Origin of the sequence: Microbacterium sp. KSW4-4 (assembly GCF_023091185.1) — a bacterium.
In the GTDB taxonomy this organism is placed as follows: Bacteria; Actinomycetota; Actinomycetes; order Actinomycetales; family Microbacteriaceae; genus Microbacterium; species Microbacterium paraoxydans.
This window is the reverse complement of record NZ_JAHWXJ010000001.1, coordinates 1694719-1712128: the sequence shown is the minus strand read 5'-3', so window position 1 is coordinate 1712128 and position 17410 is coordinate 1694719. Positions and strand designations below refer to the sequence as shown.

The following is a 17410-nucleotide window of genomic DNA, read 5'->3' as shown; positions in this document are numbered from 1 at the left end:
TTATCCGGCCAATCGGGCGATTCGAAGCACAGGGGCGGTGAAAGGATGGAGGCATGAGCCCCGAGCACCCCGCACCCGCCGAACCGGCCGACCTTGCCGCCCGCGCCGCACGGAAGCACGTCGTCGTGGTGGGCGGCGGCGTCGGCGGACTGGTGGCCGCCCGCGAGTGCGCGAAGGTCGGCATGCGGGTGACGCTGCTCGAGGAGTCAGACGCCCTGGGTGGCGTGATCCGCCGGGTCGCCCTGGACGGGGTCGTCGTCGACGCCGGGGCGGAGAGCTACGCGACGAAGGGCGGGCACGTCCGAGCCCTCGTGGACGACCTCGGCCTCTCCGACCGCGTCGTGACGCCGCAGGCGGGAGGGGCGTGGCTCGCCGGACTCCCCGGCGGTGGCGCGGCTCCGCTCCCGGCCGGCGGCATCCTCGGCATCCCCGGCAATCCGTTCCAGGACGACGTCCGCCGCATCATCGGCTGGTCGGGCGCCTGGCGGGCCTATCTCGACCGGGTGCGCCCGCCGCTCACGATCGGGCACCAGCTCAGCCTCGGTCGCCTCGTCGCCTCGCGCATGGGGGAGAAGGTGCGCGACCGCCTCGTCGCGCCTGTCACCACGGGGGTCTACTCCGCCTCCCCGGACGACGTGGACATCGATGTCGCCGCCCCCGGACTCAACGCCGCCCTGACCCGCGTCGGATCCCTGTCCGGTGCGGTGCTGGCCCTCCGCGGAGAGGGTGCGTCGCGCGGCGCGAAGACTCCGGGTGCCGCCGTGGAGGGCCTCGTCGGCGGCATGAGCGAGCTCGTCGACGCCCTCGCAGCCGACCTCGACGAACTCGGTGCGACCGTCCGCACTCGCGTCCGAGCCCGTCGTCTCACCACCGACGGCACCATTTGGCGCATCGTGGTCGAGGAGCCCGCCGCAGACGAGCCGATCGAGGGGGAGGAGGCGACCCAGGAGGCGGAACTCGTCGCCGACGCGGTGATCGTCGCGACCTCCGAGCACACGGCGCGGGAACTGCTCGCGGGTGCCGTGCCTGCCCTCGTTGCCGCCGACGCTGCGCCCGCCCCCGAGATCGAGATCATCAGTCTGCTGCTCGATGCGCCCGCGCTGCGCACCCCGCCCCGCGGCACCGGCGTGCTCACCGTCCCGCACAGCCACACGGCGAAGGCGCTCACGCACTCCACGGCGAAGTGGTCGTGGGTGCGGGAGGCCGCGGGCGACCGTGAGGTGGTCCGCGTCTCCTTCGGTGCGCAGGGGGAACCGGCGGCCACCGCGGCGCTGGATGACGAGGCCGCGATCGACCTCGCCCGTCGGGAGGCCTCGGCGCTCCTGGGTGTCCCGCTGTCGCCCGACCAGGTCGTGGCGGGTCATCGTGGGCGCTTCGTGCAGGCACAGCCCGCGTCGATCATCGGCTCGGGGGAGCGGCGTGCCGCGGCGCGTCAGGCCGTGCAGGCCGTGCCAGGGCTGGCCGCTGTGGGTGCCTGGCTCGCGGGCACGGGGCTCGCGCAGGTCGTGCCGGATGCTGTGGAGGAGGCGGACCGCCTGCGCCGCGCTCTCCTCTGGGACTGAGCGTCCGCCGAGCACGCGCGAGTGCGCTCGGCGGCTCCGTGTCAACCCTCTGATCGATTGATGCCGAAATCGGCATACGGCGTTACGCTGGGTACCTGATCGCGGTGGAGACGCGGGCGATCGGCGTCCCCCGGGACGGACCACAGCCGGAACAACGTGAGGAGACCCCATGAAGGGGAAGATCGGACTCGTCGTCGGACTCGGCGTCGGCTATGTGCTCGGCACCCGCGCAGGACGCGAGCGCTACGAGCAGATCAAGACGCAGTGGCTGAAGGTCTGGAACACCGACCCCGTGCAGGAGCGCGTCGACAAGGTCAAGGGCTTCGTCGGCGACAAGGCCGCCGCGGTTCCGGGTGCCGTCTGGACGGGCGCCGTGAAGATCGTCAAGTCGGTCACCGGGGACGGCACGCCCGGGCAGAAGCTCGATGCCGTCATCGCCTCCGGCAAGGACGCGGCCGAAGAGATCTCGGACGCCGCGGAGGACGCGGTCGACGAGGTCAAGGAACGCGCCGCCGAGGCCCAGAAGCCCGCTGCCTCGAAGCCGGCCGCGAAGAAGCCCGCCCCGCGGAAGTCCGACGACTGACATGCCCCGCGGATATCGGGATCGCGCCGACGACAGTCTGCTGACGCTGCTCGGCGACCTGCCGGAGCTCGTCACCAATCTGGTCAAGGCCGAGATCGACGCGGCCAAGGCGTGGGTGTCGCGCACCGCGAAGGACGCGGGGGTCGGCTCCGTCTGGTTCCTCGTCGCGCTGTTCTTCCTGTTCTGGGCCGTGCCCGTCATCCTCGTCTTCGCGATCGCGGGACTGTCGTCATGGTGGCCGGTGTGGCTGTCCGCGCTGGCGGTGTTCGGCATCCTCATCATCGCCGTGCTGCTGTTCGCACTGCTCGGCATCCTGAAGTTCCGCAAGGTGCTCCGTCGCCAGAACCCGGCACAGGCCGTGGCCGAAGACATCCGAATCGTGAAGGAGGCCGGCGATGAGCACCCCTGAGTCGCTGCCGCGCACCGCGGTCCCCGCGGGAATCGTCGATCCCGTCGCCTCCGCGCGCGCCGAGCTGAAGGCGGCCCTCGCCGCCATCGAGGTCAAGGGGAACATCCCGCGGCGCGTCGAGAAGGCGTCGGCGCAGGCCGCCGTCAAGGCGCGTGCGTTCGCGGACCGCAACCCGGCTGCCGCCATCGCCGCGACGGTCGGGATCGCCGCCGCCGTCGGCGGGGCGGTGTGGGCCATCGCCCGCGCCATCGCGCGTTGAGCCACCACCGCACCGCCCTCGGGCGGGGGCAGTATTCCCCTGATTAGCGGCGCCTCCGCAAAGGGGGCAGACTGGGATCATGTCCGACCTGCGCGAAGAGAACCCGTCCGGTTACACCCTCTGGGCCGTCTGGCGACGCAACCCCGACGCCCCCGTCACCGAGAACGATGCGACCGAGCTCGAGTCGATCGTCTCGCACATCGAGGACTCCGGCGTCACCGTCCGCGGCTTCTACGACGTCTCCGGGCTCAAGGCCGATGCCGACCTCATGGTGTGGCTGCACGGCGCCACCGCCGAGGAGCTGCAGAAGGCTCTCCGCCGCCTGCGCCGCACCGAGATGCTGCGCTCGCTCCTCCCGGTGTGGAACGTCATGGGCGTTCACCGTGACGCGGAGTTCAACCGCGCGCACGTCCCCGGCTTCCTCCGCGGCATCGAGCCCAAGGACTGGCTCTGCCTCTACCCGTTCGTCCGCACGCCGGAGTGGTACCTCGCCCCGGAGAGCGAGCGTCGTGCGATGCTCGCCGATCATGGGCGCAAGGGTGCGGCATTCACCGGCGTCATCGCCAACACCGTGGCCTCCTTCGCCCTCGGTGACTACGAGTGGCTGCTGCCGCTCGAGGCCGACGAGCTGACCGATCTCGTCGACATGATGCGCGATCTCCGCTACACCGACGCCCGCATGTTCGTGAAGGAGGAGGTGCCGTTCTACACCGGGCGCCGCCTGCGCTTCGACGAGATCGCGGACGTGCTGCAGTAAGCGCCATGAGCACCCCCATCCGTCTCGGCACCCGTCGCAGCGCGCTCGCGCAGGCGCAGTCCGGTCATGTCGCCGCCGCACTGGAGAAGGTCACCGGTCGTCGCGTCGAGCTCGTCCCGATCACCAGCGAGGGCGACACCAACCGCGCCTCGCTGTCGGAGATCGGCGGCCTCGGCATCTTCGCCACCCGTCTCCGCGAAGCCCTCCTCGCCGGCGAGTGCGACTTCCTCGTGCACTCGCTGAAGGACCTCCCGACCGCGGTTCCGAAGTCGCTTGTCATCGCCGCGACGCCCCGGCGGGAAGACGCCCGCGACGTCGTGCTCACCCGCCACGGCATTCCCCTGCACGAGCTCCCGGCGGGGAGCGCCGTGGGTACCGGGTCGCCGCGACGCATCGCCCAGGTCCACCGTCGTGCGCCCCGCGCCCACGTCGTCGACATCCGCGGCAACGTCGACTCCCGTCTCTCGCGGGTCGCGTCCGGCGAGCTGGATGCCGTGATCCTCGCCGCCGCCGGCCTCTCGCGCCTCGGCACGGACTCGCCGCTGCATCGCGAGGAGCTCGGCCTCGCGGAATGGCCGACCGCTCCCGGCCAGGGGTCCCTGGCCGTCGAGACACGGGCGGACGCGCCGGAGGAGCTGCGCACGGCGCTGTCGGCGCTGGATCATCGGGAGACCCGGCTCGCCATCACCGTCGAGCGCGCCATCCTGGAGGGACTGGACGCCGGTTGTCAAGCCCCCATGGCGGCGCACGCCGTCGTCCAGGACTCCGAGATCCGCGTCAGGACGGTCGTCTACGCCCCGGACGGCGGTCGGCGGATCGGTCTGGACGTCACGGAAGCCCTGAACGGGGAGTATATTCATCGGAACGGCAGTGGCAATGGTGCGGATGCTGCCGATGGTGCAGACCCGATGCACGCAGCGCGTGAGCTCGGGCTCGCTGTTGCCCGTCGGCTGCTCGATCAAGGGGCGGCCGACCTCGTCCCTCAAGAGCAATCCGAATTGTCATGACCACTTCTGAAAGCAAGCAGGACCGACCGCTGGACGGCTGGCGCATCCTCGTGCCCCGTGGCGGCCCCTGGGGTGACAGCGTCGCCGCGAGCCTCCGCGCTCTCGGCGCCGTCCCCGTCGTCGCCCCGCTCATCAACTTCGCTCCGACCACGGATCAGGCGACCCTCGACCGCGCGCTGGAGCAGCTCGCGGCCGGCGAGTTCGACTGGCTGACCGTCACGAGCGCGACCACGGTGGATGTGCTGTTCGCCCACCGTGCCGTCGTGCCGAAGACCACGAAGATCGCGGCCGTGGGGGAGACGACGGCCGCGGCGCTGCAGGCCGTGGGCTACGAGGTGGCCCTGGTCCCCGAACAGGACAACTCCGCGCAGGGCATGGCGCAGCAGCTCATCGCTCTGGAGCACGAGCCGCGCCGCATCCTGGCGCTGCGCAGCGAGATCGCCAAGCCCGTCCTGAGCATCCTGCTGTCCGACGCGGGACACGACGTGCACGGCGTCGTCGCCTATCGCACGGTCGGCGTTCCGGTGACGGAGCGCATCCGCCGCGACGTCGAGAACGGCCGGATCAACGCGATCCTCATCACCAGCGGTTCGGTGGCCGAGCAGGTGCGGGAGCAGTTCCCCGAGATCCCGGACGAGACGCTGCTCGCGGCGATCGGCCCGCGCACGGCCAAGGACGCCGAGCGCGCCGGCCTGCCCGTCTCGGTGGTCGCCGATCGGCAGACCATCGATGCGCTGATCGATGCCGTGTCGCAGTTCACCCTTCCGCACGCGGCAGACGAGTTCGCGCCGTGAGCTTCCCCGACATCCGTCTGCGCCGACTGCGTCAGTCGCGCGCCGTCCGCGACCTCGTGCGTGAGACCTCTCTCGAGCCGCGTCAGCTCGTGCTCCCGCTCTTCGTCCGCGAGGGGATCAGCGAGCCGGTCGCCATCGGGTCGATGCCCGGCGTCGCCCAGCACTCGATCGACTCGCTGCGTTCCGCGGCCGTCGAGGCCGCCGAGGCCGGAGTGGGCGGCGTCATGCTGTTCGGCGTTCCCGCGGTCCGTGACGCGCGAGGCTCCGGTGCGGACGACCCGCAGGGCATCCTGAACGTCGCCACCGAGGCGCTGGCGGCGGAGGTCGGCGACGCGCTCGTCGTGCAGACCGACCTCTGCCTCGACGAGTTCACCGATCACGGTCACTGCGGCGTCCTCGCCGCAGACGGCTCGGTGGACAACGACGCGACCCTGGAGCGGTACGCCTCGATGGCCCTCGCCCAGGCACGTGCGGGATCGCAGCTGCTGGGGCTGTCCGGGATGATGGACGGCCAGGTCGCCGTGATCCGTCAGGCGCTCGACGCCGAGGGCTTCACCGACACCCTCATCCTGGCGTACGCCGCGAAGTACGCGAGCGCGTTCTACGGCCCGTTCCGCGAGGCCGTGGACTCGCAGCTCCAGGGCGACCGCCGCACGTATCAGCTCGACCCCGGCAACCGTCGCGAGGGCGTGCGGGAGGCGCTGGTCGACGAGGACGAGGGCGCGGACATCGTCATGGTGAAGCCGGCGATGGCCTTCCTCGACGTGCTCCGCGAGGTCCGCGACGCCGTGACCGTCCCGGTCTGGGCGTACCAGGTGTCGGGCGAGTACGCGATGATCGAGGCCGCCGCCGCGAACGGCTGGATCGATCGGCGCGCCGCGGTCCTCGAGTCGCTGCTGTCGATCCGCCGGGCGGGCGCCGACGCGGTGCTGACGTACTGGGCCACCGAAGCGGCCCGCTGGCTGCGCGGCTGAGCCTTCGTCGGCCGCGGCCTCGGAAGGGCAGGGGGCGGGTTAGCCTGGAAGGGATGCCGGGAGAGCGCCGTGCATCACGGAGGAGCCTCGATGACCGACCGCAATGACGACCTTTTCTCTGCCGCCCGTGCGGTGATCCCCGGCGGGGTGAACTCTCCGGTGCGGGCCTACGGGTCGGTCGGCGGGACGCCGCGGTTCCTCGCTTCGGCGCGCGGCGCCACCGTGACCGACGCCGCGGGTCGTGAGTACGTCGACCTCGTCGCGTCCTGGGGTCCCGCACTGCTCGGACACGCGCAGCCCGAGGTCGTCGCCGCCGTGCAGGAGGCCGCCACCCGCGGGCTCTCCTTCGGCGCTCCGACCGAAGGGGAGGTCGAGCTCGCCGCGCTCATCGCCGACCGTGTGCGCTTCGGCGAGATCCGTCCCGTGGAGCGCGTCCGTCTCGTCTCGACCGGCACCGAGGCCACCATGACCGCGATCCGCCTCGCCCGCGGCGCGACCGGCCGTGATCTGCTCGTGAAGTTCGCGGGTCACTATCACGGCCACTCCGACGGCCTGCTCGCGGAAGCCGGATCCGGGGTCGCCACGCTCGCGCTGCCCGGTTCGGCCGGCGTGCCCGCGCCGATCGCCGCGCAGACGCTCGTGATCCGCTACAACGACCCCGAGGCGCTCGCCGCCGTCTTCGCCGAGCACGGTCCCCGCATCGCGGCCGTCATCGTGGAGGCCTCGGCCGCGAACATGGGCGTCGTCCCTCCGCTGCCGGGCTTCAACCGCCTCATCGCGGAGACCGCGCACGCCCACGGTGCGCTGATGATCCTCGACGAGGTCCTCACCGGCTTCCGGGTGCACCCCGCGGGTTTCTGGGGGCTCCAGGCGCAGGCGGGAGAGGACTACCTCCCCGACATCCTGACTTTCGGCAAGGTCGTGGGCGGCGGTATGCCGCTCGCGGCCCTCGGCGGTCGTGCCGAGGTCATGGATCTCCTCGCGCCGCTCGGCCCCGTCTACCAGGCGGGCACGCTCTCCGGGAACCCGCTGTCGGTGGCCGCGGGCCTGGCCACGCTCCGCCTGGCGACGCCGGAGGTCTACGCGACGGTCGATGCCGCGGCGGCTCGGGTCTCCTCAGCCCTCGACCGCGCGCTCGCCGACGCCGGGGTGACCCACTCTCTGGCGTCCGCCGGGAACCTCTTCAGTGCCTCGTTCCGCGCCTCGGCCCCGCGCGACTATGCCGAGGCGCAGGCGCAGGAGTCGTTCCGGTACGCGGCGTTCTTCCACGCGATGCGCGAGCACGGCGTCGCGCTGCCGCCGAGCGTCTTCGAGGCCTGGTTCCTCACCGCCGCGCACGGCGAGGACGAGCTCCAGCGGATCGAGGAAGCCCTGCCGCACGCCGCTCAGGCGGCCGCCACCGCGCGCCCCTGACCGCCGCCGCTGCCTTTTTCCCGCGAGGACAGGCGTCCGCGCGGGAACAGGCACCGCTGGACCCTGCTGCCTGATGCCGCGCGGATGCCTGCGTAGGGAGCGGTGGTCGCGAGGTCGTCGGCATCAGGTCTTCCCGCGGAGTCAGGCTTACGCCCGCGGCAGCGCCTGTTCCTGCGCGGGAGCCTGTTCTCGCGAAGGAGTTGTGCGCGCGGAGCGTGGGGGATTCCGACAAGGGATCGTTGCGTTCCTGTGAGCAACTTCCAGCCAACCGGGAGGACGGCGCTGGCAGACTGGGGGCATGGTGACGTTGTTGCTGGACCAGACGCAACTCGAGGTCGTGCTCTCGCCCATCGAACGTGCCGCCACCTTCCACCGCGAGAACGTCCGCATCGTGCGCGACACGATCACCAAGGTCCAGCTGACGGATGACGCCTGGACCTGGCTCCGCGGAGTCCCCAACCCGGGTACGCACATCCCGGGCGTCCTGGCAGCCGGGAGCTGGAAAGCGGCAGGCAGCCTCGACTTCGTGCTGATCCGCCGCCGACGCCCCAGCGTGGTCGTCGATCTCGAAGGCGACCCGCAGTACAACCGCCTGATCCTGACCACACGGCACGGCCTCGCGCTGACGCAGGCGCTGCGCCTCCCGGTCTCCGAGGAGCCCACGACGGTCGAGGAGATCGTCGCCACGGCTCCGACCCCGGTGTCGAAGGGCAGCCGGCGCCCGGTCATCCGACCACGTCCGGCCTGATCCCGGATGCAGAACGCCCTCCCGGTGGACCGGGAGGGCGTTCTGCTGCGGGGGCTCAGTCGCGGTGTTCGTCGTCGTGGTGCTCGTCCCCACGGTCGTCCGCGGGGGTGTGCTGTTCCGCCGCGGTCTCCGTGTCGTCTGCAGACTCGTCGCTCCCGATCTCGTCCTGCGGAGCCCCCTCGGCGGACGACGTCTCCTCCGCCGGAGCGAGCGGGTAGTCGCGCGGTTCGTCCTCGTAGTAGGCACGCGCGGCGGCGGCCAGCATCGAGCTCACGGCGGCCGATCGTGGGTCGTCGTCGGACGCAGGAGAGGCGTCCTCGCCCTGCGCTGTGGCCTCGGCGGTGTCCTCGGACGGCGCGGTCTCGTCGTCCGCCGACGAGGCGTCCAGGCTGGTGAAGAACTCCACCCCCGCGGGCTCCTCGTCACCGGAGGCGCCGTCGGGCGCGTCGGTGCTCGTGCTGTCGGCCGGTGCATCGGCAGCGGAGCCGACGGCCTCGGCGGGGGTATCGTCGGTCGTCGACGGCGACTCGGACTCGGTCTCGGTCGTCGACGGCGACTCGGTCTCGGACTCGGTCTCACCGGGAGCGTCCGTCGCCGCCGGCTGCGCGGACGACTCGGCCTCCGCGTCCGCAGACGCCGTTGCGAAGAGGGCGGCGAAGGACCGCCGCGGGGACTCGGCGGCGGGCGCGGGCGCACCGAAGAGGATGTCGTCGAACGACGGCGCGTCCTCGGCCTCCGTGTCCGCGCCCTCTTCGGCGTGTTCCGCCTCTGCAGGCTGCGTGTCTTCGGCCGCGTCGATCACCGGCAGGATCCGGGTGGTGTCGGCGTCCGCGGCGACGACGGGAAGAGCGCGGGTCGCATCCTCGTCCGCGGCGACCTCCACCTCCGCCTGCTCCGTCGGGGCGGCGTCGGCGGCGATCGTCCCGGAGGTCACGGGGCCCGTGGCCTGAGTCGTCAGGTCGTCGGCGAGGGCGGCGGTGCCGCCGGCTGCGAGAGCCGCAGCGGCGGTGCCCGCGGCGGCCTCATCCGTCGACACGGCGTCCGTCGGAGCTTCCTCCGCAGGCGCCTCGGCGTCGGTCGCGGACTCGGCCTCCACCTCGGCATCGGCCTCCGTCGGAGACTCCGTCTGATCGAGCGCCGGGGCGGTGTCGAAGCGCCCGCCCCGCATGAGGTCGATGAACACATCCTCCAACGTCGGACCGCGCTGCACGAGGGTGCTGAGAGCGATACCGGCGTCCGCCGCAACGGCGCCCACCCGGCTCGCGTCCGTCCCCCGCACGGTCAGACCGGAGCGGAGCACCTCGATGTCGAATCCCGCGGCGACCAGGGCGGTCGTGAGGCCGGGGCGATCGACGGAATCGACCACCACCGAACCGCCGGCCGGGTCGGCCAGCGTCTCGATGCCGCTGGACAGCACGAGGCGTCCCTTGGAGAGCACGAGCACGTGGTCGGCGACCTGCTCGATCTCGCTGAGCACATGGGAGGAGACCAGGACCGTGCGGCCTTCGTCGGCGAGACGACGCATCAGCAGGCGCATCCAGCGGATGCCCTCCGGGTCGAGACCGTTCGCCGGCTCGTCGAAGACGAGCGCTCCCGGGTCGCCGAGGAGTGCGTGGGCCACGCTGAGTCGCTGACGCATGCCGAGCGAGAATCCGCCGATGCGCGTGTCCGCTTCGCCCTCCAGGCCGACGAGGGAGATGACCTCGTCGACGCGCGCCAGGCGGATGCCGTTGGCCTTCGCGGCGATCGTGAGCTGACGGCTGGCCGTGCGGCGTGGACGGTAGGCCGTCTCCTCCAGCACCGCGCCGATGGTGCGCAGCGGCTGGCGCAGCTCGGCGTACGCGACGCCGCCGATCGTGGCGGTGCCGGACGTGGCGCGCACCTGGCCGAGCAGGATGCGCAGGGTCGTCGTCTTGCCCGCACCGTTGGGGCCGAGGAAAGCAGTGACCGCGCCGGGCTCGACCCGTGCGGAGAAGTCCGAGACGGCCGTCACCTCGTTGAAGCGCTTCGTCACATTCGTGAATTCGAGCACCTGTCCTTCGGGCATCCGGGACCTCTCGTTGCGATGAACAGTTCCTCCTATCCTGCCGGAAAACCGCCCCGGAACCCGCATTTCGTGCGGAATCCGGCCGCATGCGACGGGGTAGCCTGGCACCCGTGACCGATACCCCCGCCGCGCCCCGTGTCCTCATCCGCACCGAAGGAGCGCTCGGGCGGCTCACGCTCAACCGCCCTGAGGCGATCAATGCGCTCGACGAGGACATGATCGCGATCATCACGGAGGCGCTCGTCGCCTGGCGCGAGGACTCCGACGTGCAGATCGTCCTCATCGACGGCGAAGGCGAGCGTGGGATGTGCGCAGGTGGCGACGTGCGCCGCCTGCACCGCCAGATCACCTCGGGTCATCCGGAGCAGTCCGCGGAGTTCTTCCGAGCCGAGTACGCGATGAACGCCATGATCGCGGAGTATCCGAAGCCCGTCGTCGCGCTCGCCGACGGCATCACGATGGGGGGTGGCATCGGTCTGGCGGGGCACGCCGCGATCCGCGTGGTCACCGAACGCTCGAAGCTCGCCATGCCGGAGACCCGGATCGGTTTCACGCCCGATGTCGGCGGAACGTGGCTGCTGGGGCGGGCGCCGGGGCGCCTCGGCGAGTACCTCGGTCTCACGGGGACGACGATGAACGGTGCCGATGCCGTGTACGCGGGTTTCGCGGATCATTTCGTCCCCTCCGACCGCCTCGACGCGCTGCGCGAGGCTCTGGCCTACCGCGCCGACCCGACGAGCCCCAGCGAGATCATCCTGCTCTTCGACGAGACGCCGGAGCCGTCGTCGCTCCCCGCTGCGCGGGAGTGGATCGACGAGGCGTTCGCCGCCCCGACCGTGCCCGAGATCCTGGCGCGGCTCCGCGGGCTCGGCACCGACGAGGCGGCGGCCGTCGCCGACCTGCTCGACGGGCTGGCCCCGACCGGTCTCGTCGTCACTCTCGACGCCGTGCGGGAGGCTCGGGAGATGTCCGGGCTCCGCGCCGCGCTGGAGGGCGAGTACCGCCGGGTGCTCTGGTTCGTGAACGAGCACCCCGATCTCGTGGAGGGCATCCGCGCGCAGCTCGTGGACAAGGACCGCAACCCGCGGTGGCAGCCCGCCACCCTTGCCGAGCTCGGACCCGACGCCGGGGCGGCCGCCCGCGACTACGTCCCGCAGCCGGCGCTGTTCTGACGCGCGCCTCAGCTCTCTTCGGGGACGACGGCGGCGCGGCGGCGGGAATCCCAGGTCGCCCGGATCACGTCGGTGACATCGCCGGGTTCGAGGCCGGCCTCCTGCGCGGTGTCGACCAGCTCGCGGATCCTCCGGATCACCGCCGCCGGCAGCACGGCGGCGGAGTCTGCGACGCGCGTGCCCGCCGCGGTGCGTGAGACGACCAGGCCGTCGGCTTCGAGCATCTTGTAGGCGCGCGCAGCCGTCCCCGGAGCGACGCCGAGGTCGCCGGCCGTCTGCCGGACCGAGGGCAGCCGTTCGCCGGCGCCGAGTTGGCCGGAGACGATGAGCCCGCGGAACTGCCGATAGATGTCCCGGGCCGGAAGCGTATCGTCGGCGGCGGACAGCGGAGAGCGCGGCGTCATCGCGCGCCCTCGGGCTGCCGCGTCGCCGCCGTCGCGGAACCCCTCGACCTGCGGGCGCCGTCCGGCAGCAGGGCCGGTGCCGCGAGCACCAGGAGTGCTACGGCCACGACCTCCAGCACCGGGGCCGCCGCACCGACCGCGCGGGCGATGTCGGCATACCGCCAGACGATCTCGAACGTGCCCTCGCCCTCGATCGTCAGGGGGCCGATCCGCCCCGCGCTCCCGATGAACCGCCAGGCGGCGGCCATCGTGAGCAGGATGCCTCCGGTCGCGACCTGGGCGACCCCGGCGGCGATCCGGCGACGTTCGCGGTGTTCGGCGGGAACGGTCTCGGGGCGGAGGAACGGACGCGTGGCGTTCGTCGACAGCGCCCAGACGACGGACGCGGCGACCAGCGCGCAGCACAGCAGCACGGCGACGCCGTACGCCCATCCGTAGAACCACAGCCGCACCGGGTCGACGTCGGTGTTCGGCGCGGGGATCTCCAGGAACACGAAGGGCCCGCCGTCGATGTTCGAGGAGGCGCAGCCGGCCGCGATCGTCGTGAGGATGAGCCCGAGCAGCGCGATACCCGCCGCCACGGTGCCGCCGCGGGGGCTGAACGAGAGCCAGGTCCGCCGGGTCCCGGTGGCCACCGGCTGCGTCGCGTGGCGCGCACCCCGCACGCTGATCGCGAGCGCCAGCGCGGCGATGACGGCGGCGGTGGCGAACACGGGGGCGGCGTAGCGCCACCAGGACACCTCGCCGTTCAGCGGCAGCACGTACCGGGCGAGCACCTCCACCGTCACCCCCGTCCCGAGGACCACCAGGGCGCCGCCGGCGAGGAGCCGTCGCTCGGGCGAATAGCGTGCGCCGACGGCGACCGCTTCATCGCGCGTCAGCCGGGTCGCCGTCGCCGCACGCGCTCGCCACCAGGGCGTGAGGCACAGCAGCGCGGCGATGACGAGGCCGACGACGAAGGAGACGGCCGGTGACGAGAGGGCGGCGCCGACGATGTCCGGCGGGGTGGGGTTCGGCATGGCGGACTCCGTTCTTTGTGCCATATGTCTATCACAAGTTGTGTCATTCAATCGATACATATGGTGGTTCGCTCTGAGCGAAGGTCCTCCCGGAGGGGGATCCGAATGTCGCCGCTTCGTGGCACCCTGTCCTATGGTCGGTCGTCGGTCGGCATCCGTCTGCCGGGAGACCCGCCGCCTCCTCCTTCCGAGAAAGTACGCCTGTGCTGGGAAAACTCCTCCTCCGATATCTGTCTCGCTACAAGTGGCTCCTCGTCGCCGTGCTGGTCTTCCAGTTCGCCAGCGCGGCCGCCACTCTCTACCTGCCCCGCCTCAATGCCGACATCATCGACAACGGCGTCGCGCAGGGCGACACCGCGTACATCTGGCGCACCGGTCTGTTCATGCTGGCGGTGTCGCTCGGCCAGATCGTCGCCTCGGTCATCGCGACCTACTTCGCCGCCCGCGCCGCGATGGGGGCGGGCCGTGACATCCGCGCCGACGTGTTCGGCAAGGTCAGCGGCTTCTCCGAGCGCGAGGTCTCGCAGTTCGGCGCCGGTTCCCTCATCACCCGCAACACGAACGACGTGCAGCAGGTGCAGATGCTCGCGATGATGGGCGCGACCATGCTCGTCACGGCGCCGCTGCTCGCGATCGGCGGCATCATCTTCGCCGTGCAGACCAACGCCGGGCTGAGCTGGCTGATCGCCGTCTCCGTCCCGGTGCTGCTCCTGCTCGCGGCACTCGTCATCGGCCGGATGGTGCCGCTGTTCCGCAGCTACCAGGGCAAGCTCGACAACGTGAACCGCATCATGCGGGAGCAGCTCACCGGAGTGCGCGTGGTCCGGGCCTTCGTCCGCGAGCGCATCGAGGAGGAGCGCTTCCGCGGCGCGAACACCGACATCATGATCGTCGGCCGCAAGGTCGGCTCGCTGTTCGTGCTGCTCTTCCCGCTGTTCATGCTCATCCTCAACGTGACCGTGGTCGCCGTCATCTGGTTCGGCGGCATCGAGGTCAACAACGGAACCGTGCAGGTGGGCACGCTGTTCGCCTTCATGCAGTACATCGGTCAGATCATGGGCGGCGTCATCATGGCCAGCTTCATGGCGATGATGATCCCGCGCGCCGCCGTCTCGGCCGAGCGCATCGGTGAAGTGCTGAACACCGAGTCGACGATGACGCGTCCGGCGGACGGCGTCACCGCCTTCCCGACGCCGGGAGCGGTCGCGTTCGACGACGTGGAGTTCACCTACCCGGGCGCCGACGCCCCGGTCCTCAGCGGCATCAGCTTCGCCGCCGAACCGGGCGAGACCGTCGCGGTGGTCGGCTCCACCGGCTCGGGGAAGACCACGCTCGTCTCGCTCATCCCTCGCCTGTTCGACGTCTCGGGCGGTGCGGTGTACGTAGGGGGCACGGACGTCCGCGACGCCGACGTCGAGGCGCTGTGGGACAGCATCGGCCTCGTGCCGCAGCGTCCCTTCCTCTTCACGGGCACCGTCGCGTCCAACCTGCGCTATGGCCGCGAGGACGCCACCGACGAGGAGCTCTGGCACGCGCTCGAGATCGCTCAGGGGCGGGACTTCGTGGAGGAGATGCCGGACGGCCTCGACTCACGCATCGCCCAGGGCGGCACGAACGTGTCCGGCGGCCAGCGACAGCGCCTCGCGATCGCGCGGGCCCTCGTCCATCGCCCGCAGGTGCTCGTGTTCGACGACTCGTTCTCCGCGCTCGACCTCACCACGGACGCCCGGCTGCGGCAGGCGCTGTGGCGGGAGCTTCCGCAGGTGACGAAGATCGTGGTCGCGCAGCGCATCTCCACCATCACCGATGCCGACCGCATCGTGGTGCTGGAGGGCGGCACGATGGTCGGAGTCGGCACCCATGAGGAGCTGCTGGAGACCAGCGAGACCTACCGGGAGATCGTCGAGTCGCAGCTGGGGGTGGACGCATGAGCGAGCAGGATCCTTCCACAAGCCCAGGGACCCAGGGAGCGGGCCCTTCGACAAGTTCAGGGACCCAGGGCCAGCGGCGCCGCGGACGGGGCAAGACACCGGCTCCCACGGCCGAGCGGGAGCTCACCGCCGAGGAGCAGTACGAGGCCGAGCTCGCCGAGCAGGCACGGCAGAACTCCGGCGACTGGGACAGCGTCGCACCGGGCAAGGCCGACCACTTCGGCCCGAGCTTCGCCCGGATGATCGGGCTGCTCAAGCCCTCCGCGGTCTGGTTCGTCTTCGTGTCGATCCTCGGAGCGATCGGGGTCGTGCTGACCGTCGCCGCCCCGAAGGTGCTCGCCGAGGCGACGAACATCGTCTACCGCGGCTTCATCTCCATCCAGCTCGGTCAGCCCAGCGGCGACTTCCCGGGATTCCCGGCGGGGACGCCGCAGGACGTGGTGGTCGACGCCCTGCGCGACGCCGGACAGACCGACTTCGCCAATCAGGTCGGAGCGCTCGGCGACTTCCGAGTCGGCGACGGCATCGACTTCGACGCGCTGCGCTGGGTGATCGCCGCCGTCCTCGCGATCTACGTCGTGGCCGCATTCCTCAGCTGGCTGCAGGGGTACGTCATCAACGTCATCATGGTCCGGACCATGTGGCGCCTACGCGAGTCCGTCGAGGCGAAGATCAACCGGCTCCCGCTGGCGTACTTCGACAAGGTGCAGCGCGGCGAGCTGATCTCCCGCGTGACGAACGACATCGACAACATCACCCAGACCATGCAGCAGTCGCTGTCCGGTGCCCTCACCGCCGTGCTGACGGTGATCGGCGTGCTCGTGATGATGTTCTCGATCTCGTGGCAGCTCGCCCTCGTGGCGCTCGTGGCACTCCCGCTCATGGGCGTGATCTTCGGCGTCATCGGACCGCGCTCGCAGAAGGCCTTCGGCACGCAGTGGCGCAAGGTCGGCCGGCTCAACGCCCGGGTCGAGGAGGCCTTCTCCGGGCACGCGCTGGTCAAGGTGTTCGGCCGTGAGCAGGACGCTCTGGACAAGTTCAAGGCCGAGAACGAGGAGCTGTTCCAGGCGAGCTTCAAGGCGCAGTTCCTCTCCGGCATCATCATGCCGGCGATGACCTTCGTCGGCAGCCTGACCTATGTCGGCATCGCGGTGCTCGGCGGCCTCATGGTCGCGAGCGGGCAGCTGCGACTCGGCGACGTGCAGGCCTTCATCCAGTACTCGCAGCAGTTCACCCAGCCGCTGTCGGAGCTGGGCGGCATGGCCGCGGTCGTGCAGTCCGGCACCGCGTCGGCGGAGCGGGTGTTCGGCCTGCTCGATGCCGACGAGCAGGAGGCCGACGATCCTGAGGCCCCCGCGCTTCGCGAGGGGGAGGGCGTGATCGAGTTCGAGAACGTCTCGTTCTCGTACTCGCCGGAGCGGCCGCTCATCACCGATCTGTCCTTCCGGGTGGAACCGGGACAGACCGTCGCCATCGTCGGGCCCACCGGCGCAGGCAAGACGACGCTGGTGAACCTCATCATGCGGTTCTACGAGCTCAGCGGCGGGCGGATCACGCTCGACGGTCAGGACATCTCGACCATCACGCGCGACGAGCTGCGGTCCCGCACCGGCATGGTGCTCCAGGACCCCTGGCTCTTCGCCGGGAGCATCCGCGAGAACATCCGCTACGGACGCTCGACCGCGACGGACGAGGAGGTGCTCGCCGCGGCGAAGGCGACCTACGTGGATCGCTTCGTGCACGCACTGCCGGACGGGTACGACACCGTGCTCGACGAGGACGCGTCGAACGTCTCGGCCGGTGAGCGCCAGCTCATCACGATCGCACGGGCCTTCGTGGCGCATCCGTCGATCCTCATCCTGGACGAGGCCACATCGGCGGTCGACACCCGCACCGAGCTGCTGCTGCAGCACGCGATGGCCGCGCTCCGGCAGGGGCGCACCTCGTTCGTCATCGCCCACCGCCTGTCGACCATCCGCGACGCGGACCTCATCCTCGTGATGGAGCACGGTGACATCGTGGAGAAGGGCACGCACGACGAGCTGATCGCCGCGCAGGGCGCGTATTGGCGCCTGTACCAGTCGCAGTTCGAGCAGGCGGCGACCGACCTCGACGCCGAAGCGGCTCTCACCGGATCCTCGCCGGTCGTCGTGACCGGCGACGCGGACGAGGAGGCGAGCGCGCAGGAGCAGGCGGCGGACGCGGTGGCCGGAGCGGCGGTCGGCGCCCAGCTCCCGGCGGCCGAGACCGCAGCGGCTCGGGCACTTCTCGACGACGGCGCTGACGGCTCCACGTCTCCGTCCTGACCCGCCTCACGCACGACGCCCCACT

16 protein-coding genes are annotated in these 17410 nt (G+C 71.2%); 13 read left to right on the top strand and 3 right to left on the bottom strand.

What is annotated here, in order from left to right; translation table 11 throughout:
* The first annotated feature begins 53 nt into the window (after positions 1–53).
* The 10 genes from KZC57_RS08560 (at position 54) to KZC57_RS08515 (ending at position 8506) form a co-directional block, all read left to right on the top strand.
* Positions 54–1562 carry an NAD(P)/FAD-dependent oxidoreductase gene (locus KZC57_RS08560; RefSeq protein ID WP_247641492.1) on the top strand — a complete coding sequence of 503 codons (1509 nt, stop codon included), beginning with the start codon at positions 54–56 and terminating at the stop codon, positions 1560–1562.
* A 169-nt stretch (positions 1563–1731) separates the two neighbouring features.
* Positions 1732–2145 (top strand): hypothetical protein, encoded by a 414-nt coding sequence (locus KZC57_RS08555; protein WP_060921530.1) that lies wholly within the window; start codon positions 1732–1734, stop codon positions 2143–2145.
* A 1-nt stretch (position 2146) separates the two neighbouring features.
* Positions 2147–2554 carry a phage holin family protein gene (locus KZC57_RS08550; protein ID WP_025104873.1) on the top strand — a complete coding sequence of 136 codons (408 nt, stop codon included), beginning with the start codon at positions 2147–2149 and terminating at the stop codon, positions 2552–2554.
* A complete protein-coding gene (locus tag KZC57_RS08545) occupies positions 2541–2813 on the top strand; it encodes a hypothetical protein (protein ID WP_144881912.1) in 273 nt (90 codons plus the stop codon). Before KZC57_RS08550 ends, KZC57_RS08545 begins: the two co-directional genes overlap by 14 nt.
* Before the next feature lie 79 nt (positions 2814–2892).
* Positions 2893–3570 (top strand): hydrogen peroxide-dependent heme synthase, encoded by a 678-nt coding sequence (gene hemQ, locus KZC57_RS08540; RefSeq protein WP_174521419.1) that lies wholly within the window; start codon positions 2893–2895, stop codon positions 3568–3570.
* Positions 3571–3575: 5 nt separating this feature from the next.
* A complete protein-coding gene (hemC, locus tag KZC57_RS08535; RefSeq protein WP_247641491.1) occupies positions 3576–4577 on the top strand; it encodes a hydroxymethylbilane synthase in 1002 nt (333 codons plus the stop codon).
* Positions 4574–5371, top strand: coding sequence for a uroporphyrinogen-III synthase (locus KZC57_RS08530; protein WP_060921535.1), 798 nt, complete (start codon positions 4574–4576; stop codon positions 5369–5371). Before hemC ends, KZC57_RS08530 begins: the two co-directional genes overlap by 4 nt.
* Complete coding sequence (gene hemB, locus KZC57_RS08525; protein WP_062637133.1) at positions 5368–6345, top strand: porphobilinogen synthase; 978 nt, start codon at positions 5368–5370, stop codon at positions 6343–6345. Before KZC57_RS08530 ends, hemB begins: the two co-directional genes overlap by 4 nt.
* A 90-nt stretch (positions 6346–6435) precedes the next feature.
* Positions 6436–7758 (top strand): glutamate-1-semialdehyde 2,1-aminomutase, encoded by a 1323-nt coding sequence (locus KZC57_RS08520; protein WP_247641490.1) that lies wholly within the window; start codon positions 6436–6438, stop codon positions 7756–7758.
* A gap of 298 nt (positions 7759–8056) precedes the next feature.
* A complete protein-coding gene (locus KZC57_RS08515; RefSeq protein WP_025104866.1) occupies positions 8057–8506 on the top strand; it encodes a hypothetical protein in 450 nt (149 codons plus the stop codon).
* A 55-nt stretch (positions 8507–8561) separates the two neighbouring features.
* Here the strand turns inward: KZC57_RS08515 and KZC57_RS08510 are convergent, their stop codons facing one another.
* Positions 8562–10553, bottom strand: coding sequence for an ATP-binding cassette domain-containing protein (locus KZC57_RS08510; RefSeq protein WP_247641489.1), 1992 nt, complete (start codon positions 10551–10553; stop codon positions 8562–8564).
* A gap of 110 nt (positions 10554–10663) precedes the next feature.
* Between KZC57_RS08510 and KZC57_RS08505 the strand changes: the two genes are divergently transcribed.
* Positions 10664–11725 carry an enoyl-CoA hydratase/isomerase family protein gene (locus tag KZC57_RS08505; protein WP_247641488.1) on the top strand — a complete coding sequence of 354 codons (1062 nt, stop codon included), beginning with the start codon at positions 10664–10666 and terminating at the stop codon, positions 11723–11725.
* Between the two features lie 8 nt (positions 11726–11733).
* Here the strand turns inward: KZC57_RS08505 and KZC57_RS08500 are convergent, their stop codons facing one another.
* Positions 11734–12129: a GntR family transcriptional regulator gene (locus tag KZC57_RS08500; protein ID WP_105950536.1), complete on the bottom strand. Its 396-nt coding sequence runs from the start codon at positions 12127–12129 to the stop codon at positions 11734–11736.
* The gene (locus KZC57_RS08495) at positions 12126–13148 is read right to left on the bottom strand and encodes a hypothetical protein (protein WP_247641487.1); all 1023 of its coding nucleotides are present in this window, start codon (positions 13146–13148) and stop codon (positions 12126–12128) included. The genes KZC57_RS08500 and KZC57_RS08495 overlap by 4 nt, the downstream gene beginning before the upstream one ends.
* 203 nt (positions 13149–13351) lie before the next feature.
* Between KZC57_RS08495 and KZC57_RS08490 the strand changes: the two genes are divergently transcribed.
* Complete coding sequence (locus KZC57_RS08490) at positions 13352–15079, top strand: ABC transporter ATP-binding protein (RefSeq protein ID WP_247641486.1); 1728 nt, start codon at positions 13352–13354, stop codon at positions 15077–15079.
* Positions 15076–17385: an ABC transporter ATP-binding protein gene (locus KZC57_RS08485; protein WP_060923392.1), complete on the top strand. Its 2310-nt coding sequence runs from the start codon at positions 15076–15078 to the stop codon at positions 17383–17385. Before KZC57_RS08490 ends, KZC57_RS08485 begins: the two co-directional genes overlap by 4 nt.
* Positions 17386–17410: the final 25 nt, after the last annotated feature.